The organism is Odoribacter sp. AF15-53 (assembly GCF_003479425.1).
In the GTDB taxonomy this organism is placed as follows: Bacteria; Bacteroidota; Bacteroidia; order Bacteroidales; family Marinifilaceae; genus Butyricimonas.
The window spans coordinates 380,530-407,485 of the sequence record NZ_QUHC01000002.1; the positions used below are offsets into that span (position 1 = coordinate 380,530).

25 protein-coding genes are annotated in these 26,956 nt (G+C 42.5%); 15 read left to right on the forward strand and 10 right to left on the reverse strand.

Translation table 11 applies throughout. The features are described 5' to 3' along the window. Nucleotides 1-91 precede the first annotated feature (91 nt). The 8 genes from DWW52_RS06110 to DWW52_RS06145 all read right to left on the reverse strand — a co-directional run bounded on the left by DWW52_RS06110 (nucleotide 92) and on the right by DWW52_RS06145 (nucleotide 7,977). The gene (locus DWW52_RS06110) at nucleotides 92-1,252 is read right to left on the reverse strand and encodes a FecR family protein (protein ID WP_158582501.1); all 1,161 of its coding nucleotides are present in this window, start codon (nucleotides 1,250-1,252) and stop codon (nucleotides 92-94) included. Nucleotides 1,253-1,348: 96 nt separating this feature from the next. Then, nucleotides 1,349-1,912, reverse strand: coding sequence for an RNA polymerase sigma-70 factor (locus DWW52_RS06115; RefSeq protein WP_158582502.1), 564 nt, complete (start codon nucleotides 1,910-1,912; stop codon nucleotides 1,349-1,351). Nucleotides 1,913-1,999: 87 nt separating this feature from the next. Continuing rightward, nucleotides 2,000-3,232, reverse strand: coding sequence for a nucleoside recognition domain-containing protein (locus DWW52_RS06120; protein ID WP_118714589.1), 1,233 nt, complete (start codon nucleotides 3,230-3,232; stop codon nucleotides 2,000-2,002). A gap of 90 nt (nucleotides 3,233-3,322) precedes the next feature. Next, entirely contained in the window at nucleotides 3,323-4,198 is an 876-nt protein-coding gene (gene folD / locus DWW52_RS06125) for a bifunctional methylenetetrahydrofolate dehydrogenase/methenyltetrahydrofolate cyclohydrolase FolD (protein ID WP_118714590.1), read from the reverse strand. 109 nt (nucleotides 4,199-4,307) lie between these two features. After that, nucleotides 4,308-5,633: a signal recognition particle protein gene (gene ffh, locus DWW52_RS06130; RefSeq protein WP_118714591.1), complete on the reverse strand. Its 1,326-nt coding sequence runs from the start codon at nucleotides 5,631-5,633 to the stop codon at nucleotides 4,308-4,310. A gap of 165 nt (nucleotides 5,634-5,798) precedes the next feature. Then, entirely contained in the window at nucleotides 5,799-6,458 is a 660-nt protein-coding gene (locus tag DWW52_RS06135) for an aspartate kinase (protein ID WP_118714592.1), read from the reverse strand. A 48-nt stretch (nucleotides 6,459-6,506) separates the two neighbouring features. Next, nucleotides 6,507-7,004 (reverse strand): prolyl-tRNA synthetase associated domain-containing protein, encoded by a 498-nt coding sequence (locus DWW52_RS06140; protein ID WP_118714593.1) that lies wholly within the window; start codon nucleotides 7,002-7,004, stop codon nucleotides 6,507-6,509. Nucleotides 7,005-7,047: 43 nt separating this feature from the next. Then, nucleotides 7,048-7,977: a TIGR01212 family radical SAM protein gene (locus DWW52_RS06145; RefSeq protein ID WP_118714973.1), complete on the reverse strand. Its 930-nt coding sequence runs from the start codon at nucleotides 7,975-7,977 to the stop codon at nucleotides 7,048-7,050. Between the two features lie 269 nt (nucleotides 7,978-8,246). Here DWW52_RS06145 and ppdK point away from each other — a divergent pair, with 269 nt between their 5' ends. From ppdK to meaB, 9 genes are all read left to right on the forward strand, one after another. After that, on the forward strand, nucleotides 8,247-10,976 hold the full coding sequence (gene ppdK / locus DWW52_RS06150; protein ID WP_118714594.1) for a pyruvate, phosphate dikinase: 2,730 nt from the start codon (nucleotides 8,247-8,249) through the stop codon (nucleotides 10,974-10,976). 591 nt (nucleotides 10,977-11,567) lie between these two features. Next, nucleotides 11,568-12,797, forward strand: coding sequence for a DUF3575 domain-containing protein (locus DWW52_RS06160; RefSeq protein WP_158582503.1), 1,230 nt, complete (start codon nucleotides 11,568-11,570; stop codon nucleotides 12,795-12,797). Between the two features lie 11 nt (nucleotides 12,798-12,808). Then, nucleotides 12,809-13,819 (forward strand): DUF5119 domain-containing protein, encoded by a 1,011-nt coding sequence (locus DWW52_RS06165; protein WP_118714597.1) that lies wholly within the window; start codon nucleotides 12,809-12,811, stop codon nucleotides 13,817-13,819. A 43-nt stretch (nucleotides 13,820-13,862) separates the two neighbouring features. Continuing rightward, nucleotides 13,863-14,948, forward strand: a complete 1,086-nt coding sequence (locus DWW52_RS06170) for a fimbrillin family protein (RefSeq protein ID WP_158582504.1) — start codon at nucleotides 13,863-13,865, stop codon at nucleotides 14,946-14,948. A 100-nt stretch (nucleotides 14,949-15,048) separates the two neighbouring features. After that, nucleotides 15,049-16,110: a fimbrillin family protein gene (locus DWW52_RS06175; RefSeq protein ID WP_118714599.1), complete on the forward strand. Its 1,062-nt coding sequence runs from the start codon at nucleotides 15,049-15,051 to the stop codon at nucleotides 16,108-16,110. Nucleotides 16,111-16,118: 8 nt separating this feature from the next. Next, nucleotides 16,119-17,000, forward strand: a complete 882-nt coding sequence (locus DWW52_RS21205) for a fimbrial protein (RefSeq protein ID WP_233556722.1) — start codon at nucleotides 16,119-16,121, stop codon at nucleotides 16,998-17,000. Further along, complete coding sequence (locus DWW52_RS06180; protein ID WP_233556724.1) at nucleotides 16,997-18,952, forward strand: hypothetical protein; 1,956 nt, start codon at nucleotides 16,997-16,999, stop codon at nucleotides 18,950-18,952. The genes DWW52_RS21205 and DWW52_RS06180 overlap by 4 nt, the downstream gene beginning before the upstream one ends. Beyond that, nucleotides 18,942-19,235 (forward strand): HU family DNA-binding protein, encoded by a 294-nt coding sequence (locus tag DWW52_RS21360; RefSeq protein WP_370449491.1) that lies wholly within the window; start codon nucleotides 18,942-18,944, stop codon nucleotides 19,233-19,235. The genes DWW52_RS06180 and DWW52_RS21360 overlap by 11 nt, the downstream gene beginning before the upstream one ends. Before the next feature lie 114 nt (nucleotides 19,236-19,349). Further along, nucleotides 19,350-20,447, forward strand: a complete 1,098-nt coding sequence (gene meaB, locus DWW52_RS06190; RefSeq protein ID WP_199691969.1) for a methylmalonyl Co-A mutase-associated GTPase MeaB — start codon at nucleotides 19,350-19,352, stop codon at nucleotides 20,445-20,447. Between the two features lie 713 nt (nucleotides 20,448-21,160). Here meaB and DWW52_RS06195 read toward each other — a convergent pair. Together DWW52_RS06195 and DWW52_RS06200 are read right to left on the reverse strand one after the other, a co-directional pair. Then, a complete protein-coding gene (locus DWW52_RS06195) occupies nucleotides 21,161-21,604 on the reverse strand; it encodes a type I restriction enzyme HsdR N-terminal domain-containing protein (protein WP_118714602.1) in 444 nt (147 codons plus the stop codon). A gap of 1 nt (nucleotide 21,605) precedes the next feature. Continuing rightward, complete coding sequence (locus tag DWW52_RS06200; protein WP_199691961.1) at nucleotides 21,606-22,868, reverse strand: S-adenosylmethionine:tRNA ribosyltransferase-isomerase; 1,263 nt, start codon at nucleotides 22,866-22,868, stop codon at nucleotides 21,606-21,608. A 64-nt stretch (nucleotides 22,869-22,932) separates the two neighbouring features. Here DWW52_RS06200 and DWW52_RS06205 point away from each other — a divergent pair, with 64 nt between their 5' ends. The 6 genes from DWW52_RS06205 to DWW52_RS06230 all read left to right on the forward strand — a co-directional run bounded on the left by DWW52_RS06205 (nucleotide 22,933) and on the right by DWW52_RS06230 (nucleotide 26,931). Then, nucleotides 22,933-23,703 (forward strand): AMP nucleosidase, encoded by a 771-nt coding sequence (locus DWW52_RS06205; RefSeq protein ID WP_118714975.1) that lies wholly within the window; start codon nucleotides 22,933-22,935, stop codon nucleotides 23,701-23,703. 37 nt (nucleotides 23,704-23,740) lie between these two features. Continuing rightward, nucleotides 23,741-24,178, forward strand: coding sequence for a DUF1573 domain-containing protein (locus DWW52_RS06210; protein WP_118714603.1), 438 nt, complete (start codon nucleotides 23,741-23,743; stop codon nucleotides 24,176-24,178). Nucleotides 24,179-24,246: 68 nt separating this feature from the next. Continuing rightward, entirely contained in the window at nucleotides 24,247-24,510 is a 264-nt protein-coding gene (gene yajC, locus DWW52_RS06215; RefSeq protein ID WP_370449492.1) for a preprotein translocase subunit YajC, read from the forward strand. 89 nt (nucleotides 24,511-24,599) lie between these two features. After that, a complete protein-coding gene (locus DWW52_RS06220) occupies nucleotides 24,600-25,589 on the forward strand; it encodes a CdaR family protein (protein ID WP_118714604.1) in 990 nt (329 codons plus the stop codon). 4 nt (nucleotides 25,590-25,593) lie between these two features. Further along, complete coding sequence (gene coaE, locus DWW52_RS06225; RefSeq protein WP_118714605.1) at nucleotides 25,594-26,193, forward strand: dephospho-CoA kinase; 600 nt, start codon at nucleotides 25,594-25,596, stop codon at nucleotides 26,191-26,193. A 3-nt stretch (nucleotides 26,194-26,196) separates the two neighbouring features. Next, nucleotides 26,197-26,931: a TerB family tellurite resistance protein gene (locus DWW52_RS06230; RefSeq protein ID WP_118714606.1), complete on the forward strand. Its 735-nt coding sequence runs from the start codon at nucleotides 26,197-26,199 to the stop codon at nucleotides 26,929-26,931. Nucleotides 26,932-26,956 lie beyond the last annotated feature (25 nt).

Here is a 26,956-nt window from a genome sequence, read left to right on the forward strand (position 1 = left end):
TAAATTAATCATTAGTATTCGCCTTCGGGATTGGTGGAACAATACCAAGGCATTCTAGAATAACGGGAAGTGGTGGAACACTTTCCGTTTTTCATTTCATCACCGTAATTGTTTTATCTTTAATAATAAAATTCACCTCCATAATTTTACTTATTGCATCCAATATTGTATTTATATTCTCGTATTTCTTCATGTGTCCCGTGAACTTGTGTGCTTTCAGCTTTTCGCTGGCATAAAACACGTCAACATCATACCACAACGACAATGTACTCATGATTTGTTCCAGACTCTCGTTCTCGAAAATAAATTGTCCGTCTCTCCAAGCTATATAAGGCAAGACATTCACCTTTTCCTGACGAATAAATTTCCCATCAGACGTGAATTCAACCAATTCAGAAGGAGCCACTTTATAAAGCCCGGATTCATTTCCCTTTACCCCGATTTTCCCGGAAATCAAAACAGTTTGAACCTGATTATTATAGTGCGTGTTTACATTAAAAGACGTACCGTAAACCTCAATCTTAACAGCATCTATCACCACGTAGAACGGACGTTTGGAATCCTTTGCCACTTCAAAATAAGCTTCCCCCGAGAGATAAACCTCCCGGCAGTCCTTATCAAACACGACCGGATATTTCAAATCGGATGCGGCATTCAAATATACTTTAGTCCCATCCGAAAGCGTCACGTTATACTCTCCCCCACGAGGAGTTTTCAATCGGTTAAAACTCGTTATCCCGGATGTGTTAATCGTATCGGTATAAACAATCCCGTTCATCGTGTTACGAATTCGGGCCCCGGATTGTGAAATTGAAAATCCTTCATCACCTACACGATTTAACGGAATCCCTGCCCCATCCTCCAACGTCAAGGTCGCTTGCATACGCCCCGGTTGAATAGCCACGGGGGCTTCATGCAAAACTTTCTCCTCATCATTCAACCATTGCCAAGATAAAACAGCCAAAAGCGGAATCATGACAACAGCAGCATACTTTACCAAACGACGTACGATTACCCTTCTCTGATAACCGATTTTTTTCTCAAAATGATTTAAAGCCTGCTGCTTGTTCGTCTGCTTCCAAACCCGTTCCCGATCTTCCAAGTTCTCGCCTTGACGAATGGCATCGAATATCTCTTGATGTCGGTGAGAACCAGCCAACCACTCTCTCAACTCTTGCTCTTCCCCCGGAGTAAGGTCATCGGCAAAATATCGCTGTATTAATTTTACTATCTTATAATCGAAATCGTACATAGTTCCTCTTTTTATAAATGAGACGACATCCATTATAAAAAGGGGGATTGACAATCACTTTATTTAACTTTTTTAAACAACCTATTCTTTAGAAACCTAGACTCCCAACATGAACGAAACCGCATAAAAAGCATTCCCTAGCCGCATTTTGAAATATCGGACAGACTCTTTCTTAGCAGTCTTAACCGTTTCTACCGATATACGTAATAATCTGGCAATCTCCTCGTTCTTTTTCCCCTGCAAATGTAACTTAAAAATTATTTTACGCCGTTCCGGCAACTCTTCCAGTATTTTCAAAAACAAACGATAAATCTCTTCTTCTGTAATCCTTGTCTCCAATTCCTCTTCCGATTCGGGATGCTCCAAGGTATAAGAAATATATTTTCCTTCCACGCTCTTATGTTTCAAATAATCCAATGCGGCATTTCTTACCGAAGTATAAAGAAACGTCTTGAAACTAGTAAACGAAGCATATTGCGTTTTGCTTTCCCACACGTTCGTAAAAAGCTCTTGTACCAAATCCTCCGCAATCTCCATCCTTTCCACGTAGCGCATACCGAAATAAACCAATGAATTATAAAACTCGTTGAACACCTCTCGAAAAGCCGCCGGCTGTTTCGAATTAATCAGCTTTATAAACTGCTCATCCCTATTTTGCACCAAGTACAATCATTAATTATTTGACTTAACAATTATAATACAAAAAAGCCACTTATATAGTGAAATCTACAATGATTTTATTTCGATTTACGCAAAAAAGATATATGCCATCACCAAGGCAGCTATCACCCCGGCCAAATCAGCAATCAACCCGCAAGGAATTGCGTAGCGTGTATTTTTTATTCCTACCGCACCAAAGTACACGGCTATAATATAAAATGTCGTATCCGTGGCTCCTTGGAATGTACATGCCAACCTTCCGGCAAAGGAATCTGCCCCGAACGAGTTCATCGTATCAATCATCAAGCCCCGGGCACCACTCCCGCTAAGAGGTTTCATCAACGCTGTCGGCAGGGCAGGTATAAAATCGGCATCCAGACCGCAAGCCAGGCACAAACGTTCCAACCCGTTCATCAACATATCCATGGCACCCGCGGCCCGGAATACACCAACAGCCACGAGAATCGCCACCAAGTAAGGGATAATCTTGATCGCTATCGAGAAGCCTTCTTTCGCCCCATCAATAAAAGCGTCGTACACGTTTATCTTACGCCAAGCCCCCATGCCGATAAAGGCTACAATAATAGAAAAAAGGATCACGTTACTAGCCACAGTTGAAACCGTTGTAATGGTCTCTTTATCCAGCCCGGAGAAATACCAGATCAGGCCACCCACGGCCAATGTTCCCCCTATCAAATAAGCCATCACGACCCGGTTGAACAAATTCAACCGTTGATAAATAGCCACGGCAATCAACCCGACCAACGTGGAAACATAAGTAGCTAATAATATAGGTATAAATATATCCGCTGGATTTGCTGCCCCCATCTGCGCCCGGTAAACCATAACGGAAACCGGAATGATTGTCAACCCCGAGGTATTCAATACCAAAAACATGATTTGTGCATTCGAAGCCCGATCTTTGTGCGGGTTCACTTCTTGCATTTGTTGCATGGCCCTTAACCCAACGGGAGTAGCGGCGTTATCCAACCCCAGCATGTTAGCGGCAATATTCATCATGATAGAGCCATATGCCGGACTATCCGGAGGTAATTCCGGAAATAATTTCCGAAAAAAAGGACTAATCAACCACGACATCACTTTCACGGCCCCTCCTCGCTCTCCAATCTTCATGATTCCCATCCATAACGTCAATACTCCTGTCAATCCTAACGAAATCTCGAATCCCGTTTTTGACATATCGAAAGTAGCCTTCACGATGGCCGAAAAGACCTCCGTATCCCCCATGAAGAGCAATTTACAAAGAGCAACCAAGAATGCCGCCCCGAAAAAGAATATCCAGATATAATTAAGAACCATGAATCAATTGAAAAGGCAAAATTGAGAATTGAAAATTAAAAATAAAAGATCATTTCTCATTTTCAATTTTCAACTCTCAATTTTCAATTATTAATGTTTGGCTTTACAAGCCTTTATCGTGTTTTGTAACAGACTCACGATAGTCATCGGTCCCACACCACCGGGCACCGGAGTAATATATGAACATTTAGGCGCCACGTGATCATAATCCACGTCACCCACTAGCTTCCAACCATTCTTTGTTGTCTCGGAAGGAATACGGTGAATTCCCACATCCACAACAACAGCCCCCTCTTTCACCATATCTTCTTTCAGGAAAAGCGGAACTCCTATCGCCACGACTAAAATATCAGCCAAACGAGTGATCTCCTTCAAGTTCTCGGTTCTACTATGACACAACGTCACGGTACAGTTGGCATTTTTAGCCTTCCGGGACATCAGTACTGCCATGGGAGTCCCCACGATATTACTTCTACCGATCACAACGCAATGTTTACCTTCTGTCGGGATATTATAACGTGTCAACAATTCAACAATACCCGCTGGAGTTGCCGGCAAATAGGTCGGCAAACCGAGTACCATCCGCCCCACATTACAAGGATGAAAACCATCAACATCCTTATCCGGATGGATACGGTTCAAAACTTTCTCTTCGGAAATATGCTTTGGGAGAGGCAATTGCACGATAAACCCATCCACATCAGGATCCTCGTTCAACTTGTCAATAACTTCCAGTAATTGCTCTTCCGTAATATCATTACCATAACGCAATTCCGAGCTTTTCATCCCTACTGCCTGACAGGCTTTCACTTTACTAGCGACATATGTCTCGCTAGCCCCGTCATTTCCGACAAGTACAGCAACCAAATGAGGCACTTTCTTCCCCTCTGCCACGAAACGAGCCACCTCGTCCGCAAGTTCTTGCTTTACTTGTGTTGAAATTTTTTTACCGTCAATAATTTCCATCTAATTAATTTTAAATTATTTGATTCTGAGATTGGCGATTCAATGATTCAGTGATTAGAATCATCAATCACAAAATCGTCAATCACCCAATCACTGAATTTCTAAATTCTTAGCGTCTTCTCATCGGAGCATTACCCATCATCTTACCACCTTTGGACAACATCCGCATCATCTTCTTGGATTCCTCGAACTGTTTCAACAAGCGATTCACATCTTGAATAGTGGTTCCGCTACCAGTTGCTATACGTTTGCGGCGAGAACCGTTAATTAAATCCGGATTCTCCCTTTCCGCAGGTGTCATCGAATAAATAATAGCCTCGACACCCTTGAATGCATCGTCATCAATATCCACGTCTTTCAACGCTTTACCGACACCGGGAATCATAGACGCCAAGTCTTTAATATTACCCATCTTCTTGATTTGCTGAATCTGGCTCAGGAAGTCATTAAAATTAAATTGATTCTTGGCTATCTTTTTCTGTAACTTCTTTGCCTCTTCCGCATCAAACTGCTCTTGTGCTTTTTCCACCAAAGACACGATATCACCCATACCCAAGATACGATCGGCCATACGATCCGGGTGGAACACATCCAGCGCTTCCAGTTTCTCTCCCGTTCCGACAAACTTGATCGGCTTGCTCACCACCGTACGGATTGATAAGGCAGCACCACCACGGGTATCACCATCCAACTTCGTTAGAATCACCCCGTCAAAATTCAAACGATCATTAAACTCTTTCGCCGTGTTCACCGCATCCTGTCCGGTCATGGCATCCACCACGAAAAGCGTCTCTTCCGGATCAATCGCTTTCTTGATCGCAGCGATCTCGTTCATCATCTGTTCGTCAATAGCCAAACGTCCTGCCGTATCGACAATCACCACGTCCTTTCCCGTGGCCCGGGCTTCCTTCACCGCATTCAAGGCAATCTTCACGGGATCATTATTCCCTTCTTCACTATACACGGGTACCCCGATCTGCTCCCCAAGCACTTTCAATTGTTCGATTGCAGCCGGACGATACACATCACACGCAACCAACAGGGGATGCTTGCCTCGCTTCGTTTTCAGCAAATTAGCTAGCTTACCGGAAAACGTCGTCTTACCGGAACCTTGAAGACCCGACATCAAAATAACTGCCGGATTACCTTTTATATTAATATCAACATGACTTCCTCCCATCAACTGGATCAACTCATCGTGAACGATTTTCACCATCATTTGACCCGGCTTCACGGCTGTCAGCACGTTCATACCCAAAGCTCTTTCCTTGACCGTATTCGTAAACTCTTTCGCAATCTTGTAGTTTACGTCGGCATCCAACAATGAACGTCTCACCTCTTTAAGCGTCTCCGCCACGTTGATCTCGGTGATCTTTCCCTGTCCTTTTAAAATCTTAAACGATTTCTCTAACCTCTCCGATAGATTCTCAAACATAGTCTTTATCAATTGAAAGTTGAAAATTGGAAATTGGAAATGAAAACACCTCCAAATCTCATATTTTCATTATTAAACTCCTATATTACTCATTCCTCGCAAAATTAGTATTTTTAACGGAAAACTCATCTATTTCATTTTCAATTTTCAACTTTCAATTTTCAATTACTTCCGGCTAATATTTTTTAATACCACGAACGTTTTATCAATTAACGAGTTATCCACGACAACAGTAAACTCGTTGGTGGAAGAAATGACCTCTGTCAAATTAATGCCTTCCCAAGATAATTCTTTCATAATACAGTAATAAAAACCAGGTTGTAGGATATTTCCCTTGGGAAGTTTCAAGGTCACTGACGACAATCCGTTCTTCTTGAAAACACATTGTTCATCCTGAAAATAATCGTCCACCACACTCTCCATCACCTCGCTCACGACGAGGTTCGTTTCAAAAACACCTTGTACCATCGTGTAAAACACCTCATCCCTCCGAGCTATAGACTTCAACACCCGGATATGGCAATCCATCAACGTGTTCGAGTTCTTGAATGTATAGTCGCACAAATTACTACGCAGGATAATATCCCCCATATTGTTCAGCAATTTGTTCAACTGCACCTGCTCCCGTACCTGTAAGTAAGGGGCCAACCGATTCAAAGCCATCACGATCGCTCCCGCGTTCACCGGTTTCCCTAACAATTTCTCAACCTCTTCTTGAATCTGCCGGGCCAATGCCGAGATATTTATAATTCCGGCTGCCAGAGATTCCGACAAATAAGGCTTGTGTTTCACTATTCCCTCTACCGCCTGGGCTACACTCATCATATCATTTGAAAATTAAAAATTGAAAAATAACTCGCTCATGAAAAATAACTAATATAATTCTATCCATTCGTAATCATTCCCCACGTAATCCATGTAACGAATGAAATCTTCCACTTTTATCGCTAACGAAGCATGATTATCATTCGGGTGGAATGACAACTTTTTCGCTTCCTGCAAATGTTTATCCAAAAACACATACACATGATGCTCGGTATCATTCAACAAACCGAAAGGACTCACTGATCCGGGACGCACTCCCAGATACTTTTCCATCCGAGCTTCCGAGGCAAAACTCAACTTACCCTGTTTCAACATCTTCTCCATATCGTGAATCGCAAAACTATGATCACACTGAAGAATCACCAAATAATGGCGATTTCCCTTATGATTCCGGAAAAACAGATTCTTACAATGCGTACTATCCAAATTCTTCCAGTACTGTTTGGCTATCTCTATCGTCGGAGCTGCAGGATGCTCCTCGTAATCAAATTCCACCCCCAAAGCAGCCAATGTTTCATATACCTTTTCTTGTCCTACTCTATCCATTTTTAATTTTAGATTTTTGATTGAATCTATTATCTTCTAACTTTTATCTTTCTTTTCCCTGCCACGTATCCAACTCCTCCAAGCGTTTATCCAACTTCGCCGTAAACTCGTGATTTTTAATTCCCCATTGCGGGGCAATTAAATATTCCGCCGGAGACTGGTTCACGAAACGTTCCAGATAAACCTCCGGTCGTACCCGTTCGATAACCTTCACGACAAAATCCAGATACTCCTCCAACGTGTAAAGTTGAAAAAGAGCCGGATTATTGACATATTGTTCCGCCATGCGGGTCCCCTTCACGATTTGTAATTGATGCAATTTCAACACATGAATCGGCAATTCGCACAAACGAACTGCCCCCTCCAACATGGATTCCCGGCTTTCTCCCGGTAACCCGAAGATCAAGTGTGCACCAATAGTGATACCCCTACCTGCCGTTGCCCGAATAGCCCGTTCCGCAACAGCAAAATCATGCCCCCGGTTCACGCGACGCAAAATCTCGTCATTCACAGACTCCACGCCGTATTCCACGCAAACATAATATCGCTTCGCCAACTCCTCCAAATAATCCAACACCTCCTCATTCACCACATCGGGACGCGTCCCGATCACCAAACCCGATATCATTGGATGCGACAGAGCCTCTTCGTAACGCTGCTTCAACACCTCCAAAGGTGCATATGTATTGGAATACGCCTGAAAATAAGCAAGATATCTCTGCCCCTTATACTTACGGCTAAAAAAACGAATTCCCTCCTCAATCTGTCCCGAAATCCCTTGTACCGCCCGACAATAATCGGGATTGAAACTCTCATTATTACAAAACGTACATCCCCCGACACCCTTACTCCCATCCCGATTCGGACAGGTAAAACCACCATCTATCGACAACTTCTGAACTCGTTCATCAAAAAGAGTCCTGAAAAAAGTCGGGTAGTCCTTATATCGTTTTCCTCCGGGTTTAAATCTCATATTAAAACAAAATATTAACAACTCGCGAAAATAAGCATTTCTTTGTTTAGAATTTAACAACAACCCATGATTTTTTATACACACCCATATTTTCCCCCTAAAAGTTATCAATTTCATACGTTTGCGTAAATTTTAACTATTTTTCCCTATTTATATATTCAAGAAAAAAAACTATCTTTGCACCCCAAGACAAGAATTTTGAGAAAAGAATGATCTATAAACAATCACTCCTGAATGACAGGAGGTAAACGCAAAAATCTAACAGAACTATGAGTACGAAGTACGTTTACACCTTTGGTGACGGAAAAGCAGAAGGAAAAGCAGACATGAAAAATCTGCTCGGAGGCAAGGGCGCCAATCTTGCCGAAATGAATCTCATCGGAGTTCCTGTTCCGGCAGGATTCACGATCACGACAGAAGTTTGTACCCTTTACAATCAAGAAGGAAGAGACGCCGTGATCAAATTAATCGAAAATGACGTTAAAGCCGGTATTACCGCAACAGAGAAATTAATGAACGCCAAATTCGGATCAAAAGGAGAGGCTTTCCCTCTTTTGGTTTCCGTACGTTCCGGAGCCAGAGTATCCATGCCGGGTATGATGGACACCGTGTTGAATTTGGGTATGAATGATGATGCTGTTAAAATCGTGGCAGAGAAATCAGGCAACGCCAGATTTGCATGGGATTCCTACCGTCGTTTCGTACAAATGTATGGAGATGTCGTGATGGGTGTTGCAGCCGGAAAAGGCGAACACAACCCGTTTGAAGTTGAAATCGACAAATTAAAATCTGAAAAAAATATTACTAACGACACAGAATTCTCGGCAGAAGACTTGCAAGAGCTTGTTCGCCGCTTCAAAACAGTCGTTAAAAACAAAACCGGTAAAGATTTCCCGACTTGCCCGTGGGAGCAATTGTGGGGAGCCATCTGCGCCGTGTTCGATTCATGGATGACAGAACGCGCTGTTTTGTATCGTCAATTAAATCAAATCCCGGAAGAATGGGGAACCGCAGTAAACGTGCAAGCCATGGTTTATGGAAACATGGGTAACAATTCCGCTACCGGAGTTGCTTTCACACGTGATGCTGCTACCGGAGAAGACATCTTCAACGGAGAATATTTGATCAACGCCCAGGGAGAAGACGTGGTTGCAGGTATCCGTACCCCACAGGAAATCACGATCGAAGGTTCTCGCCGTTGGGCTAAAATGCAAAACGTTTCTGAAGCAGAACGGGTAGCTAAATACCCCTCATTGGAAGAAGCCATGCCGGGTGCTTACGCAGAATTGAACGCTGTACAACAAAAATTGGAAGATTATTTCCACGATATGCAAGACCTTGAATTTACGATCCAAGATGGTAAATTGTGGATGTTGCAAACCCGTAACGGGAAACGTACCGGTACTGCCATGGTTAAAATGGCCGTAGACATGCTGGCACAGGGCATGATCGACGAGAAAACCGCATTACTTCGTTTGGAAGCTGCAAAACTGGATGAATTACTTCACCCCGTATTCGATAAAGAGTCCCAATCAAAAGCAAAAGTATTGACAAAAGGTCTGCCCGCATCTCCGGGCGCCGCTTGCGGACGTGTCGTATTCTTTGCTGATGAAGCTGAAGAGTGGAAAGCTAAAGGAGAGAAAGTAATCCTGGTTCGTTTGGAAACTTCTCCGGAAGACTTACGTGGAATGAACGTATCCGAAGGTATCCTTACTGCCCGCGGAGGAATGACCTCTCACGCAGCAGTCGTTGCCCGCGGAATGGGTAAATGCTGTGTATCCGGAGCCGGAGAAATCGTGGTAGACTACCACAAACGTACATTCACGGTGAAAAATGTTACTATTAACGAAGGTGACTGGATTTCATTAAATGGCTCCACGGGAGAAGTTTACCTTGGCAAAGTTGCCACCACGGAAGCTGCCTTGGACAAAGACTTCAAGACCATCATGGACTTGGCCGAAAAACACACCCGCATGTATGTAAGAACCAATGCAGATACCCCCCGCGATGCGAAAGCCGCTCGTGAGTTCGGAGCTAAAGGTGTTGGACTTTGCCGTACGGAACACATGTTCTTCGAGGGAGACCGTATTGACGCCATGCGCGAAATGATCCTTTCCGACACGGAAGAAGGACGTCGTATCGCTTTAGCCAAAATACTCCCGATGCAAAGAAGCGATTTCGAGGGGATCCTTGAAGCCATGGACGGACTTGGAGTTACCATTCGTTTGCTAGACCCGCCTTTACACGAGTTCACCCCGAATGAACCGGAATCTCAAAAATACATGGCAGAGAAATTAGGCATTTCGGTTGAAAAGGTAAAAGAAAAAGTAGACGCTTTACACGAATTCAACCCGATGTTAGGTCACCGCGGTTGCCGTTTGGGGATTACTTATCCGGAAATTACCGAGATGCAAACCCGGGCAATCATCGAAGCTGCCTGCAACCTGAAATTAAAAGGCTTGAACCCGAAACCGGAAATCATGGTTCCGCTTGTAGGCACTGTGAAAGAATTAAAACAACAAGCAAACATCATCCGTTGCACGGCAGATGTCGTATTTGCAGAGAAAGGTGTGAAAGTGGATTACATGGTCGGAACCATGATCGAGATTCCTCGTGCCGCCTTGACTGCCGATCAAATTGCTGAAGTTGCCGAATTCTTCTCATTCGGTACGAACGACTTGACCCAGATGACATTCGGATACTCTCGTGATGATGCGGGTAAATTCTTACCGGAGTACATCAAGAAAGGTATCTTGAAAACCGATCCGTTCGCCGTATTGGATCAAGAAGGCGTTGGTCAATTGGTTCAAATGGGAGCCCAAAAAGGACGTTCAACCAACAGCAAGCTCAAATTGGGTATCTGTGGAGAACACGGAGGAGAACCCTCTTCTGTTATCTTCTGCGACAAAGTGGGTATGGACTACGTTTCATGTTCTCCGTATCGCGTGCCCATCGCTCGCTTGGCTGCGGCGCAGGCTGCAATCATGCATGCAAAATAAGGTCGTACTTAATAAATTAAAGAGCTGTTTCAAATATGAAACAGCTCTTTTTTCATATATCCTTTATCCCAACTCTTCTCTGTAATTCTCCCCACAAGCTAACTTGTAAAAAACTCTTATTCTCTTCCTCACAAATAGCAAAAATATGTTATTCCGCTGTAATGTTACCTCGCCACATTCCAACGCATAGAGCCATCCATTAGAAGAAAATCTATCCATATAACTATTTACATTGCCCCATCGTTTGTTAAATTCATTATAAATAACAAACTTAACATTATACATATTATTTTACACAACACAAATAATATACCACAATATTCAAAACTAAAATCGTTCTAAAAGCAAACAATACAATCGACATAATAATAAGTATATAGCAACATTCTCACAAATATCAAAAAACGATCGTTTATTCACATGACAAAATTACAACATTTATTGTTATAACATTTTTTTGAAAATATATTTTTCATCACTGAATATTACGAAGTTATATTTTTTTGTATTGTACGGTAATGGTTAAGTAATTTAACATCATTAAATGATCGTTTTTTGATATTAATGATAAATCAGAATTATTACAAAATCATGAAGCCGTATACAATACTTACTTTAATAATGCTCTTAACAGGAAGCCTGAAACATGTATGTGCCCAAGAGCATCAACACGAAATAGACTCCGTCAATCATATTGTATTATATTTCAAAATTGACGAAGCTATTTTGGACAGCACGTATATGGGCAACTGCGAATCCCTAAAAAAACTGGATATCTTCATCAAGAAAGAACTAATCATATCCTGCTTGGATTCAATCACCATTGTTGCCACCTCTTCCCCCGACGGGAACGAGAAGTATAACCTAGACTTGTCTCAAAAAAGAGCCGAGAGTGTTAAGGCTTATATCACGGAAAAATATCCCATGATTAAAAACGAACTTGTTCGGGCACGATATACAGGAGAGAATTGGACTGATTTCGAACGTATGATTAAAACAGATAAAAACGTCCCATACCAAGAAAAATTAATTCAAATCATAAATTTAAATCGCGAAAATGGGGCAAAGAAATGGTTAATTAAAACACTAGCAAAGGGAGAACCTTGGTACTATATCAAAAAAAATATCCTGCCACGACTACGCACAGGCGCCCTCTGTATAATTTATTATAAACGAGAACTCATCAAAAAGGAGATCAAAGAGGAGATAACGGAAGAAAAAGTGATTACCACACCTCAAGAACCAGAGGCACCCGTTTTACCCGTAATCATCACGAAACCTTTATTCGCAATTAAAACAAATCTACTCAACGATGCTCTTTCAGCTGCAAACTTAGAACTAGAAATTCCCATCGGGAAACAATGGTCCGTGGCCGCTGAAGGAATCTTCCCGTGGTGGAAATCCTCACATGCAGATTGGACTATGCAGCTATTGGCGGGACACGCTAGCGTAAAATACTGGCTCGGCAACCGAAAAATAAAAGAAGTCCTCACAGGATGGAACATCGGCTTGTACGGTGGTGCGGGAAAATACGATTTACAATTTTTTGCCGAGGACGGGGAACAAGGAGATTTCTTCGATGCAGGCCTCCAAGCTGCTTACGCTCATAAAATCGGCAAACACTTTCACATGGAATATAGTCTCGGTATGGGATATTTACAAAGAAATTGCAAGAAATATGATAACGAATACGATACGATGTACGGGGATATAAAAGTTTTTAGATACCCGTGGGAAATAAAGAAGAAACAATGGGTAGGTCCCACATTCGCAAAGATTTCTCTCGTATGGTTGCTAAATAAAAAATCAGTAAAAAAATAAGGAGGTGTAACATGAAAAATATAACATATATCGTAAGTCTTTGTTTCGCACTTGCCTGCACCTCATGTAACAGGGACAAATTGTATTACGCCACGGAAAAACGAGGATTTATACGCTTGAATATCAACTGGGAACCATCACAATTAGAACCTAACGGGATATCGGCTTACGTGTTTGACAGCGAAAGCGGGAACTCTGTATGTAAATGCCTGATCAGTAACGATCCGAATACAATAGACATTCCCCTTTATCCGGGAAAATTCGACATCATGGTTATCAACAATACAGAAGAAGAACTGACAGCGATTGATTTTGTTGACATTGAAAATTTGAACACGTTCAAAGCCGTCATTTCGGCAAACAAAGAGGCGAAATATGCGAATCTATCATCACAAGCAGAAGATCATGATTCCTATTTAACGGAATGTGACATCTTAGCCAACGCTCTAGCCAAATCCATCGAGATCAAGCCAAAAGACATCTATTATTACACGGGAAAACCCGAAAATGGAGTACACGAGATAAACAAAACCATCGAAGTCTCCCCAGAACGGCAAACGGAATTAATCGACATCGAGGTAAAAGTAATGAATATTACAGCAGCAGCAGGTGCCCCTCGTTCACACCTAACAGCCATGTGCGAAGGTATCAACCTAGGAAAAACAACAAAATTCGGACACAATATCACGCACGAATTCGTGTTGAACAACAAACGTGTTGATCCGGATAACTACAAGCTTGCCACCATCACAAAAACACTCGTCACGTTCGGACCGGAAAAAATAAATAACCAGTGCATCAATAATCATCAACTAGTCATGTATTTTATTCTTGTGAACGGGGAAACTTACACAGTCTCCCTCGACGTGAAAGATTTGCTAGAAACCTCACATGACGGAATACAAACTGTTCACAAAATTCGGGCAGAGATCACGCTCCCGGAAACCATCGGTAACGGTGACGGAGTATTCCAACCCGACATTGAAGAGTGGGAAGAAGTCGAAGCCGAATTACCTATTTAAATTGAAAATAAAACAATCATTCATTTTTTTTAATTTATTGATCATGAAAAAAAATCTATTGTACATGCTTATCGCGGCAGCCATGATTAGCGGTTGCACGAAAAACGATGTTGTTGACTCGGAGATCAACAAAGACAGCAACCTGATTGGGTTCTCTACCTACAAAAATATTTCAAGAGGGAATCCGGTGGATAACAACGAGGAATTCTTAACCGCAAACAACACTTTCGGGGTTACGGCTTTTATCAAACAAGAGGAAACCTTGCAAGAATCCCCTTACATGGGAACGACAACCGAAGGAGTCGTAATCATTTCTGACGGTTCCAAGTGGAACTACAAACAAGCATCAGATCAAGCTTACTGGCCAACAAAGGGCGAAATACTTGATTTTTACGCTTATACACCATTAGACAACTCTATCATCACGAATCCCACATTCAATGCCACAAAGGGTTTAACATTAACTTACACTGTTCCTAACAACGAAACAGCCCAAAAAGATTTAATGTATGCCGTCGCTTTAAATCAACAGAAACCAGAGAACAGTAACAGTGTAACCATGCCATTCAAACATGCCTTGACACAGGTACATTTCAAAATCGGAACAAGTGCTGAAAATCTGTATGTGGATGTTGCTGAAAACGGTATCCGGATTTATAATTTGAAGAGCACGGGAACCCTCACCACTAAAACCGGCCTCGAAACAGAGGTATGGAACAACCTAAGCGGTCAAGCCCAATACTCAGTTATTTCCCAAGTCGTTTCCGAAGCAGGTTACGAAATGACAGATGACGGTACACAAAAATTCACCTCAATCGGTTCCGCGGATCAAGCCTTGATGCTGTTACCTCAAAAGATCGAGGCCTGGAGTGAGTCAAATACAACAGGAGCCTATTTAACAATCTCTTGCAAAATCTATCAAAAACTTGCAAATGAAACAAAAATTTATTTACACGGTAGTGCCGACACTTATGCAGAAGTAAAGGTCGGAATTTCCAACAACTGGGTCAGAAACCAAAAAATCACTTACAACTTGAACATCGGTGCTACTGCGGGAGTCTTGACCCCCATCGAATTCGTAACAGAGGTTGAAACGTGGAGCCCTATTGACAAAGAAATTGTGAAATAATCCACTTGCTGATGCAACCATAATCATAGCCTAACGGCTCACTCGTGAGCGGTTGAATGTCCGCTCACGGGTACTAAATACAAACACAAAAAGTCAAACGATGAAAAGAAAAGAATACATTTTACTGTCGGCAGCACTATTGATCGCGTTTACATCGTGCGACAAAAGTAGAAACAATCCGGAACTTGTGAAGGAAAACGACAAAATTGATTTCGTCACCACACCATTCCACGAATCCTTCATCCAAGCCAATCAAGCCCGGGGAAGCGAGACCGGAAACGATGACATGCAAAATTTCGGGATATACGCTTACTACACAACCGACACATTCACCCCGGGGACCAGTTCCCCGAATTTCATGTGTAACACCCGGGTGCAAAAAGCGAATGAACAATGGACTTACGCACCCCTGATGTACTGGCCCAGTAGCGGTAACTTGTCGTTTTTTGCCTATTCTCCTTACGCAGAAGCCAACGACCTGTACTCCGCATTAACTTCCACGAACACCACGAGCGGTTATCCCCGGTTAACTTACACCGTTCCGGATGCCATTATAACACAACGGGATTTACTCGTATCGCTTCCCCTGATCGACCAGACGAAAGCCAACACGAATAGCAACGGGAAATTACCGTTAACATTCAAGCACGCCCTCTCATCCATCGTGTTCAAGGCCAAGATGAGCAGTTCATGCGATTTTCCTGTAAGAGTAACCTCCATCACACTAGGAGATTTCAAACACAAGGCCACCCTCTCTTATGTCAATTCTCCTGAAATATTTTCATGGACAACAACCCAAGATGCGGAGGATAAATCTTACACGTTAAGCACGAACAACACGGATCCCGGGTTGGAAGACACAGATCTATCAAAGATCACGAACGAATACACGTCCATCACCTCTACCAATTCGCATTTGATGTTATTGCCACAAGAAATTGACGCATCTGACGAGATTCAAGTCTCCGTCGAATACCGATTTGCAGCCGAGTCTATCCAAACCAGAGTTATAACGGTTTCATTAAAACAAATCATAAACTCCCTGGAAAGCGGGAAACGCTACTCAATAAACATCCTTGTATCAGCACTGGCAAATATCACATTAACCTGCACGGTAGCTCCGTGGATCCCAGAAACAGTTAACGTGCCTGAATTTAAATAAAAGGAAATATGAAAAAATATATATACCACGCATGTATCTTGATTCTATTAATAATCGCCTGTCAAGACGATAAATTCAAAGGTAATGAAAACAATGGAAACGCAACGTTAACGTTGAGATTCAACTCTTCCGGTAATACCATATCGCGAGCCGTGTCGAACGATGAAGAGGAACAACTGATCAGCAACGCTTACGTGTTCGTTTTTAATCAAGACGGTAGTAAAGTGTTCGGACAATTTTATGCAAACATATCCCAACCGACAACCTTTCAAACTCAAATAAAGGATATCCCTGCCGGAAACGATAAAACAATTGCCGTTGTCGCAAACATCAACACTCCGATTCACGAACTGAACGAGGAACAATTGAACAATGTAGCAAACAAAGCAGAATTATTAGCCTTGACCTCTCGCCTGCAAGACAACTTTCTTGAGAGAGGTACCCAATTTTTGATGAGCGGGATAAAAGAAGAAACAGATTTAATCGCCAATCAACAGAATGTTATTGACATTCCTTTAGTGCGAACAGACGCCAAAATTCGCTTCAACGTGCAAACAAAAGAAGGGGTAACTTTCACTCCGCGAGATTGGCAAGTTGCGGTCATACCTCAAAAAGTGAGCGTGTTCCCGAACACCACCCAAGGACAATTTGAATTTGAAAATAACTATTTTAACAGTATTTGGAACAACTTTGAAACCTCGTCCACGGGGAAGATCACGTTTGCATTCTACACACCTGAAAACAAGATAAATCCCAGAGAAGCAATCCCCGCCGAAGGAACATTTGCCGCCCAATACGCCCTGCGCGAGAAACAAAAAAAACACCCAATCCTGATGGCAGTGAAACGAACGGAGATTACCAATACGCTGATCAACGGGCAACCTACGTGAAATTAAGAGGGAATATATCTTACGCCATCGCCGGAGGGCAAGAAATTTCAGCAGACGTGACCTACACGATCCATCTGGGAGGAGTGAATGGTGTGAATGATTACAACAGTCTCAGAAATCATTTTTACACGTACAACGTAACCATTAATAGCGTTGATGACATCATCGTTGAGGTCAAATCAACAACAGGCGATGAACCTTCTCCCGGAAGCGAAGGAGACGTTGTTATCGCAGAAAAAATCATGAGATTCGATGCCCATAATGAAATTTTCACGACAACTTTCATGCAAAAGAATATCGACAATTCTCTGACATGGAATGTCTATACCCCTTTCTCCAATGGAGCGGAAAATGAAAATCCCCAAGACTACAATTGGATATATTTTAACATTAACACAAAAGGAGGTACTACTTACAGTGGGAATTTTGTACCATATCAAGGAGACAACGAAGTTTACTCGGACACGGAATTCAATGCCCCCAACTTCACTCATCCTCTGGATCGTTACATAGCTGACATAAATCAAGGAAAGCAAAAAATGCTAAATATCAAACAACTCGTCAGCATTTTAAAGGAATGTAAACGTAGATTTTTAAAAGAAGCACCAGGAGAACATTTATTTGACAGTGGAGACAAAATCATATTTACCACCTATCTCAAGGAATATTACTACGAGGTGAATCCAGAAAATCCATCCGAAACCGTGGAGAACGGATTATGGAAAAAATTCGTCAACACCCAGGAAAGAGTACTCAATATCTTATCAAACCTTCAATACAGCAAAGACCAAATGAGTACCATATCCACCGCATTATACTCCATCCGGCAGGCTTCCATTCAAACAATGTACAATAAAGAGGCGACAGAAAATTTCACGGCATGGGGTTCCGAAGCCATACAGGATGAAACTCCTCTCCTATTCGAAACAGCACGCACAAAAACGAATCGCACATACAACAACTACTACAACGGTCGACAAAACTCCATCAACATGTGGATCGGGGAAAATTCTGTAAGTTGGGCAATCTACATTGATCCCACCACATGGAACATGAAATCAGAATATGAAGCGGCTAAATATAAATGCATGCGCCTCAATCGCGACATGAACGGGAACGGGCAAATCGATAAAGAAGAGATTCAATGGTACCTGGCCAGCATCAACCAACTCACAGACTTGTGGATCGGAGAAAATTCTTTTGACCCGCAATCCCGACTATACAAACTCAGCACATGGAAAATCGACAAACAATGGTACGCAAGCAGCACGATTCTTAATAAAGATCGCCAATGGGAAAGTAGTATAATAGATCCTATTTATAGTTACAGGGATGATCCCGAAGTATTGTGGTCCTCAGAAGGTTCTTCTGTCGGAGCATTAAGTGGTACCACCAGAGGCATTAATCACTCAAAAGTTTATTACAGGTGTGTCAGGAACTTGGGATTAGCTAAAAACGCACCGGAAGCAAAAACCCCCGATGACTTCGTCTCTTACGACGCCCAAAATAGGACAATCACCTTAACAAGACTGGATGCCAAATCATTACGAGGATTCAAAACCGAAGAAGAACTATCCGACCACAACGAACGTGATGTCCGTGGATATAACAAACCTTGGAAGGCTTTCGAAATACATAAAAACACATTCGACAACACTCTAACGTGGGAAACCGTTAGAGGCCGTTCTCAACCCGGGGGGAAGAATCCGATATGTCCCAATGGATGGAGAGTCCCCAATCAAAGAGAACTGGCACTAATGTATTCCAGAATGCCAAGAAACTCGACATCTTGGCCCTTGAAGAATCATTTCTCCAGAAGTAGTTTCAGTTTTAACCCGTCCAACGGTGAACGTGTTGGATTTTCCGTCGACAACAATGGAGAAGTATATTATTTGATCAACAATAAAAATACGGATAAGGGAGGTGTTCGTTGTGTAAAAGATATTAACTAACAAGGAGAAACAAACCATGGATAAACGAGAACTAACATCACTAGTTGCCGAACGTACTGGCTTGAAAAAAACAGATGTTTACAAAACCTTACAAGCCACAATCGAATGTATCACACAAGCATTACAATCTGGACAACGAGTTACCTTCATGGGTTTTGGTGCTTTTTACACCCATGAACGCCCACCCCGAATAAGTTACAACTTATACACGGGAGAACGTAAACAGATCGGTTCCCGGAAAGTAATTAAATTCAAATCAGCTCTTCCCTCTTCAGGAGAATAATGCAACCAGAGCAGCACCGTCTTAACAGGCGGTGTTTTTTTTATTTTCATTCCCTTATTACCACATAAAAAGCTATCTTCGCGTATATTAATTTAAAACGATATGCAACAAGATATAGTACATCCTGAAAATGACGCATGCTATGAAGGATTAGCTGTCAACAAGGGAATCGAACAACCGGATCCCGTGAATCCGGCAATAGCCGAAAGGTTGAAACACCTGAAGAAAAAATCGCTAAGCACGGACGAATATGTTTCCGGGATATTCCGGGGAGATATCAACATATTAAGCCAAGCGATCACGTTGGTTGAGAGTGCCCGCATTGACCACCAAGCCATGGCGCAAGAGGTCATTAATCGCTGTCTGCCCAACACGGGCAAATCGGTACGCATCGGTATCACGGGAGTTCCCGGTGCCGGGAAAAGTACATTCATCGAGGCTTTCGGGAAATTCCTCACGAACGAGGGACACAAAATCGCCGTGCTAGCCATCGACCCAAGTAGCGAACGCTCCAAGGGAAGTATCCTGGGAGACAAAACCCGTATGGAAGAACTGGCCTGTGACCCGCTAGCTTACATCCGTCCTTCCCCCTCGGCAGGTTCGCTGGGTGGAGTTGCCCGCAAAACAAGGGAAGCCATGCTTCTATGCGAGGCTGCCGGATTTGATATTATATTGATTGAAACAGTCGGTGTAGGACAAAGCGAAACCGCCGTTCACTCCATGGTCGACTTCTTCCTACTCGTGCAAATCGCAGGAGCCGGGGACGAATTACAAGGGATCAAACGAGGTATCATGGAAATGGCCGACAGCATTATCATCAATAAAGCCGACGGTAATAACATTACCCGTGCAGAATTGGCCAAGGTACAACTACAAAATGCACTTCACCTCTTCCCCCCTCACGAATCGGGAGTGGAGCCCAAAGTGATGACTTGTTCCGCTTATGAAAAGACCGGGATCAAGGACATCTGGGAAAATATATTGCATTACTGTAGCGAAACCCAACAAAATAAGTATTTCGACATCCGCCGCAGCGAGCAATCCAAATACTGGATGTACGAGACAATCGACGAACAACTCCGTAATCGCTTCTATCAAAGTCAAAAAGAACAAATCAAGCTGGCGGAAGAGAAAGTTCAAAACAACGAAGAAAGTTCTTTTGCTGCGGCCTTCCGACTTTTGGACAACTATTTCAAGGAAGACACGAAATAAGAAATTACAACCTCCTCTCCCACTTCCCCTCATGCAAGGGGGAGTGGGAGGACTCTACACAATTTTAATTGATTTAGAAAAAATATCAACACGGGATTCTACCCCGATTTATGACTCTTCTTAGACAATTGCATGACAATTCCTAGACGAGCTAGCCATGAGCTTCGCATTTTAACGGGAACTAAGGAGATGATACCCAACGTTCCAGTCTCTCGTAATTATTTAATTTACAAACAATTTCACCTCGTAAATGCAAGCATCATGTAAAAATTGATTATTATTTCTCAACGCCCATTCCACACGTTTCATTTAATAATAAATATTATTGATACAAATGAATATACCTCGTTTCCGCCAAGAGATCAACACATTACAACATTCTACCAAAAGAAAGAAAAATGTTAGAAATCGAACGTTTAATAATCGTCATTTCTCCGTTTTCGTAAATAAATGTAACGTGTATTTGAAAAATGCGAGTATTTGATTCTCAGGACAAAAAAATATACGCAAATCGAGGATAAGTTATAAAAAAAATGTATTTTTGGCTGTCATTAAACGTTCATTTAATGATCATAATGTGGTAAGATTAGAATCGTCATTTACTGATATATTAAAGTCCGCCTCAATCATGGTTGCAAATCTGTTTGGGAAGACACATGTTCATATTCCGGCATCGTCAACACGGTGCCGGGAACATGTTCATAAACCTAACATTATCCTTCGAAATCAGGGATTTCTGGCAAACCCCGAAACTGGTTCGTCCCGGAAATCTCCCCGCAATAATGCTCACATCCATTGGTAATAGCCACGAAACGGGCCGAAATTGAAAGATTATACTGGAAAGCCTGATCAAAAACGACTTGGGAAAGAGACACGGAAGGCGCTTTACACTCCACAATCAAATAAGGTGTCGCCTGCCGGTCGTAACACACGATATCAAAACGCCGCTTCATCCCGCACACCTGAATTTCTTTTTCAACAGCGATTAATTGCGCCGGGTATCCTTTACGCTCAATCAAAAAATGAATAAAATGCTGCCTTACCCACTCCTCCGGGGTCAACACGACATATCTTTTCCGGATTGAATCAAAAATCCAGACCTGACCGTTCTGTTTCTTTACTTTATATTCGAAAGGAGGAAGATTCAGACTTTTCACGCTATACCTTTTTATTATTTCTTATTTTCAACAAACAACTATCACCGTAACTCAAGAAACGGAAATCATGGGCCAACGCATAATCATACACCTTGTGCCAATCCTCCCCAATAGCGGCCGCCACCAAAAGCAATAACGTGCTCTGGGGTTGATGAAAATTGGTAAACATGGCGGTGATTACCCGATACGTGTATCCGGGCACGATGATAATCGTAGTTTCAGCCTTCAACAACTCGGCCTCTCGTTCATCAAACCAAGCCAACAAAGCGGCCATAGACTCTTTCAAAGTATAGTCAGCAGGTAACGAATAAGCCTCCCATTGTCTCAACGAATTGAAATCCTCATCCCCTAATATCCGTTTTATCCCCATCCAGTACAGACTTTCCAGAGAACGAACCGAAGTCGTTCCCACGGCAATAACATTTTCCGGGTGAGCGTACAAATGCTCGACAACTTCCCGTCTCACGGAAATATGTTCCGTGTGCATATCGTGTTCCCCGATCGTCTCGCTCTTCACGGGCCGGAATGTCCCGGCACCCACGTGCAAAGTCAATTCTTCGATAGCGACACCCTTTTCACGCAAAGCCCGCAACACCGGAAGACTAAAATGCAACCCGGCAGTAGGAGCCGCTACCGATCCCTCGTTTTTCGAGTAAACCGTCTGATAGCGAATCTTGTCGTTTTCTTCCGACTCTCGGTTCAAGTAAGGAGGAATAGGTATCCGCCCACAACACTCCAATACCTCACTGAAACTTATCGGAGCATCCCAGGTAAACTCCACGATCACATCATTCTCTTCCCTATATTTTTGCGTGGCAGCCAGCCGATACTCTTGTCCCTCGAAATGATAATGACAATAGATCGTTCCCTCTTTCCATTTCTTCAGGTTCCCGACCATGCATTTCCACTCGCATCTACCGTAAGCGGCGAAATTTTGCACGTAATCAGACGGTTGATAAGGCTCCAGGCAAAAAACCTCGATCATGGCCCCCGTGATCTTCTGAAACAAAATCCGGGCATAAATCACTTTCGTGTTATTGAATACTAACATCTTGTCGGATTCGAGTATTCCCGGCACCTCGTAAAAATGTTTCTCATCAATCTTTCCGTTATCATAAATCAACAATTTCGAGGCCTCCCGTTGCTCCAAGGGAAACTTTGCGATCCGTTCATCCGGCAGATCGTACGTGTAATCTTCTATCCTGATTCCTTTTAAATCCTCAATCATCCCGCGAGAATTTTCAACCGGTATTTTCTTTGTCATTCGGTAATAATATCTTACTTTTAAGGCTGCAAAAGTAATGATAAATAACGAAAAAGTCGGGTACATGAAAACGAAAAAAGATATTGTTGAAGACTGGCTCCCCCGCTACACGGGACGGGCATTGGAAGATTTTTCAAAGCATATCCTACTGACAAATTTCGACTACTACCTGGAGTTGTTCGCCGAAAAGTACAACGCCCCCATCATCGGAGAAGATAAAAACATGCCCAACGTTTCATTCGGCGGGATCACAATGATCAATTTCGGGATGGGTAGCGCAAATGCTGCTACGATCCTCGATCTACTTTCCGCCATTGAACCGGAAGCCGTTCTGTTCGTCGGGAAATGTGGGGGACTAAAAGCCAAGCATCACGTGGGTGAATACATTCTTCCGATTGCCGCCATAAAAGGAGAAGGCACTTCCAACGACTATGTGCCCAAAGAAGTTCCCTCACTACCGGCTTTCAGTATCCAGAAAGCTTGTTCAAAAGCGATCACGAACAAGGGAAGGCAATATTACACGGGAGTTGTCTACACCACGAATAGGCGGGTATGGGAATTTGACGAGAATTTTAAGGAATACCTGGTAAGGACCAGGGCTCTAGCCGTTGACATGGAAACGGCCACGATCTTCACCGTGGGATTTGCCAATCGTATCCCGACAGGAGCTTTGCTGTTGATATCAGACCGCCCCATGATCTCGGACGGCATCAAGACCTCGGCCTCGGATAAGATCGTTACTCAAAATTTTGTCCGTGAACATCTTGACATTGCCATAGAGACCATGCAAGATATCACTGATAAAAATTATTCGATGCGGCATCTTATTTTTTAAATATTATGTCGTATTTTCGTTGGCTAAATAAAAAAATATGCTCAAGGGACTATTTTACATGTTTTTAGGGATCGTTTTGATCTGTTCATGCGAGAGCAAGCAAAAGAAACAAATCGAACAGCAAACACCCGCCCCGACCAGCGTGAACGACTCAAACGTTTTCGCCAAATTCGAAGCCGAGGAAAAATCTTTCAATTTCGGTGATATGCAAGAGGGTGAGATCGTTGTTCACACGTTTCATTTCAAGAACACGGGCAAGAAAAGCCTCGTGATTCTTAACGTGGAATCAAGCTGTGGCTGCACGATTCCCAAGTATGACAAGAAACCGATTCCACCCGGAGGAGAAGGAAAAATAGAGGTTGAATTTAACTCTTCGGGCAGATTTGGCAAACAATACAAAGTAATTAATATCTTTGCAAACATTCCTGAGAAGGTTGTTGAACTTAAGATAATCGCAAATATCAAGAATAAATAAAAAAGTAAATTATGAACACAATTTTCATGTTGACACTACAACAAACCGCTACACAAGGTAACGCATTCATGCAATTCTTACCCCTTATTCTTATCGTTGTCGTATTCTGGTTCTTTATGATCAGACCACAAATGAAGAGACAAAAAGAATTGAAAAAGTACCGGGAAGAATTGAAAAAAGGTGATAAGGTGATGACAACCGGAGGTATTTTCGGTAAAATTGTCGAGATCAACGATTTCACTGTTATCATCGAGGTAGAAAGTCAAGCCAGATTAAAAGTAAGCAAGGAAGCCATCGTGAAAGACATGACAGACGTTCCGGCTAGCAAATAAATTAGTTGCAGGTTACAGGTTGCAAGTTACTAGTTCGCTTATCCTGTAACTTGTAATTTGTAACCTGTAACTTGTAACATTTTTATCGTATGCGTGGTTTTATCGGCAAGATATTAGGTTATTTCGGTGCATCTCATGAATTGCACATCAAACGTAATGTGGTCACATACGGGGTATGTGTTATCATTGCAACCATATTGTGGTTTCTGAATGCTTTGAACAAAGAATACACGACCGAAATCACTTACCCGGTAAAATACACGGACTTTCCCAAGGGAAAACTACTCGTTTCTGAGCCCCCGAAAGAAATGACGCTGACAATAAAAGCCCACGGATTTGCCTTGCTTCGTTACAGTATTAGCACATCTTTTTTACCCATAGTACTCAATGTCAACTCGTTGATTGACAAAAAAGACTTATTGGAATATAACGTGATCACATCCGAATTAAAAGATCGTATCGGGGCGCAACTCAACTCGGATATCCAGTTATCAACGATTAAACCGGAAGTTATCACGTTTAAATTCTCCCGGTTCGAAAGTAAAAAAGTCCCGGTAATCCCACAGGTTGACTACACGTTGAAACGGCAATATATGTTGAAAAACGATATTTCCGTCACACCGGATAGCGTGGAAATCAGCGGTCCGGCATCTATTCTTGACACATTGAAGGCCGTGTACACCACCCCGATCAAATTAAAAGATTTATCCAAAGATGTGACTAAAACGGTTTCCTTCGAAGAAATATTCGGGACACAATTCGATGAAAGTGACGCCAAAGTTAAGATCGAAGTGGAACGATTCACAGAATCGAAGAAAACGGTACCTCTCGTCATCAAGAACTTACCGGATTCACTTTTGATCCGCTTATTCCCTCATTCCATTGATGTCACTTTTGACGTGGGATTGAGTCGTTACGAGGTAGTTTCCGATACAAGTTTTTCTTTCTCCGTGGATTATGAGCAAATCAAAGATAACCCGGCCTCTCTGAAAATCATGTTGGACAAACAACCCAGTCATATCAAGGATCTCATATTCACTCCTGAAACAGTTGAATATCTCATCGAAAAGAAAAAATAATTCCATGCTAAAAATCGGATTGACAGGGGGTATAGGAAGTGGAAAATCCACGATTGCCCAAATCATCGAAACATTGGGTTATCCCGTATACATCAGTGATTTGAGAGCCTCGGAATTGATCAACCAGCATGAAGAGATCAGAACACGATTAACCGTACTATTCGGGAATAACATTTATCTATCCAACGGATTACTCGATAAAAAACGCTTGGCAACGATCATCTTCAATGACAAAGAAGCAATCAAACAGGTAAATGGAATTGTTCACCCGATCGTGACCCGTGATTTCACGGCATGGTGCGCCGCACAACAAGCCCCGTTGGTATTCTTTGAATCCGCTATCCTGTTCGAGGCAAAACTGGAACACCTTTTTGATGCGATCATTTTGATTTCAACGAATATGGAAACCCGAATCCAAAGGGTCATGTCAAGAGATATCGTCTGTCGAGAAAAAGTGATTGAACGCATCAATAATCAAATGTCCGACGAAATAAAACAATCGAAATCGAATTTCGTAATTTACAATAACGATGATGACAAAGTGGTAAAACAAATACTTTCAATCATTCGGCAATTAAACAACACACATTCAAAACAAGTATAAAATATGGCAAAATACGGAAAATGGATAGGCGCAGGTTTAGGTTTTGTCATGGGAGGTCCCATCGGTGCCCTGTTCGGTTTTTTTATCGGTTCCACGTTCGACTCTACAACGGTTATTACATCCCAGCAAATGAACGATCCGGGATCCCGTCCCACGGGGAGAGGTGATTTCTTGCTAAGCCTCGTGGTTCTGGCCACCGCTCTCATGAAAGCCGACGGGAAAGTTACCCGCAACGAACTGGATTTCGTGAAAAAGTTCTTCCGGGATAACTTCGGACCGGAAGGCGAACGGGAAGCTTTAGCCATCGTCAAAGATTTACTGAATAAAGAAATAGAAGTGGATCAGGTGTGTAACCAGATTCGCATGAACATGAACGTGTATTCCCGTACGCAACTGTTGTACTTCTTGTTCGGACTTGCAAAAGCTGACGGCACGGTATGTAAACTCGAAATTTCCTTACTCGACCGGATTTCCAACTTGCTGGGTATCGACACGACAACTTACCAGTCTATAAAAGCCATGTATTACGACGATCTGGAATCCGCTTACAGCGTTCTGGGCATCAGTTCATCAGCAACAGATGACGAGATAAAAAAAGCCTATCGGAAAATGGCGATTGAAAACCACCCCGACAAAGTAGGTTACATGGGCGAGGACATCCGGAAAGCTGCCGAAAAGAAATTCATGGCCATCAACGAGGCTTACGAGAAAATCAAGAAACAACGGGGAATAGGATAAAAGCGTTTTGACACTCTTACCTAGT

Bases quoted from the DNA above. Each gene is read 5' to 3' on its own strand.
- DWW52_RS06135 (WP_118714592.1), bottom strand. From the start codon at position 6,458: ATGATGAGTGTAGCCCAGGCGGTAGAGGGAATAGTGAAACACAAGCCT.
- DWW52_RS06175 (WP_118714599.1), top strand. From the start codon at position 15,049: ATGAAAAGAAAAGAATACATTTTACTGTCGGCAGCACTATTGATCGCG.
- DWW52_RS06210 (WP_118714603.1), top strand. From the start codon at position 23,741: ATGCTCAAGGGACTATTTTACATGTTTTTAGGGATCGTTTTGATCTGT.
- DWW52_RS06160 (WP_158582503.1), top strand. From the start codon at position 11,568: ATGAAGCCGTATACAATACTTACTTTAATAATGCTCTTAACAGGAAGC.
- DWW52_RS06120 (WP_118714589.1), bottom strand. From the start codon at position 3,232: ATGGTTCTTAATTATATCTGGATATTCTTTTTCGGGGCGGCATTCTTG.
- DWW52_RS06205 (WP_118714975.1), top strand. From the start codon at position 22,933: ATGAAAACGAAAAAAGATATTGTTGAAGACTGGCTCCCCCGCTACACG.
- ffh (WP_118714591.1), bottom strand. From the start codon at position 5,633: ATGTTTGAGAATCTATCGGAGAGGTTAGAGAAATCGTTTAAGATTTTA.
- coaE (WP_118714605.1), top strand. From the start codon at position 25,594: ATGCTAAAAATCGGATTGACAGGGGGTATAGGAAGTGGAAAATCCACG.
- DWW52_RS06165 (WP_118714597.1), top strand. From the start codon at position 12,809: ATGAAAAATATAACATATATCGTAAGTCTTTGTTTCGCACTTGCCTGC.
- folD (WP_118714590.1), bottom strand. From the start codon at position 4,198: ATGGAAATTATTGACGGTAAAAAAATTTCAACACAAGTAAAGCAAGAA.
- DWW52_RS06140 (WP_118714593.1), bottom strand. From the start codon at position 7,004: ATGGATAGAGTAGGACAAGAAAAGGTATATGAAACATTGGCTGCTTTG.
- DWW52_RS06200 (WP_199691961.1), bottom strand. From the start codon at position 22,868: ATGACAAAGAAAATACCGGTTGAAAATTCTCGCGGGATGATTGAGGAT.
- DWW52_RS06145 (WP_118714973.1), bottom strand. From the start codon at position 7,977: ATGAGATTTAAACCCGGAGGAAAACGATATAAGGACTACCCGACTTTT.
- DWW52_RS06220 (WP_118714604.1), top strand. From the start codon at position 24,600: ATGCGTGGTTTTATCGGCAAGATATTAGGTTATTTCGGTGCATCTCAT.
- DWW52_RS21205 (WP_233556722.1), top strand. From the start codon at position 16,119: ATGAAAAAATATATATACCACGCATGTATCTTGATTCTATTAATAATC.
- DWW52_RS06110 (WP_158582501.1), bottom strand. From the start codon at position 1,252: ATGTACGATTTCGATTATAAGATAGTAAAATTAATACAGCGATATTTT.
- yajC (WP_370449492.1), top strand. From the start codon at position 24,247: ATGCAATTCTTACCCCTTATTCTTATCGTTGTCGTATTCTGGTTCTTT.
- DWW52_RS06230 (WP_118714606.1), top strand. From the start codon at position 26,197: ATGGCAAAATACGGAAAATGGATAGGCGCAGGTTTAGGTTTTGTCATG.
- ppdK (WP_118714594.1), top strand. From the start codon at position 8,247: ATGAGTACGAAGTACGTTTACACCTTTGGTGACGGAAAAGCAGAAGGA.
- DWW52_RS06170 (WP_158582504.1), top strand. From the start codon at position 13,863: ATGAAAAAAAATCTATTGTACATGCTTATCGCGGCAGCCATGATTAGC.